Here is a 453-nt window from a genome sequence, read left to right on the forward strand (position 1 = left end):
CGACGCGGCAGTGGCCGCCGCCCGCCGCGCCTTCGACGAAGGCCCCTGGGCGCGTCTCGCCCCGGTCGAGCGCAAGCGCGTGCTGCTGCGCCTGGCCGAGCTGATGCTGGCCCATCGCGAAGAGCTGGCGCTGCTCGACTCGCTGAACATGGGCAAGCCGGTGATGGACGCCTGGAACATCGATGTACCCGGCGCCGCCCACGTCTTCGCCTGGTATGCGGAACGCCTCGACAAGCTCTACGACCAGGTCGCGCCGACCGCCCAGCAGACCCTGGCCACCATTACCCGCGTGCCGCTGGGGGTTATCGGCGCGGTGGTGCCGTGGAACTTCCCGCTCGACATGGCCGCCTGGAAGCTCGCCCCGGCCCTGGCCGCCGGCAACTCGGTGGTGCTCAAGCCGGCCGAGCAGTCGCCGTTCTCCGCCCTGCGCCTGGCCGAGCTGGCCCTGGAGGC

General features: G+C 72.2%; 1 protein-coding gene. It reads left to right on the plus strand.

The genetic code is table 11. The features are described from left to right. Nucleotides 1-453 (plus strand): aldehyde dehydrogenase family protein (locus FLO80_RS23875; RefSeq protein ID WP_149187146.1); only part of this gene is annotated, 453 nt, incomplete at both ends.

It is taken from the genome of Aquicoccus porphyridii, assembly GCF_008369105.1.
GTDB lineage: Bacteria > Pseudomonadota > Alphaproteobacteria > Rhodobacterales > Rhodobacteraceae > Aquicoccus > Aquicoccus porphyridii.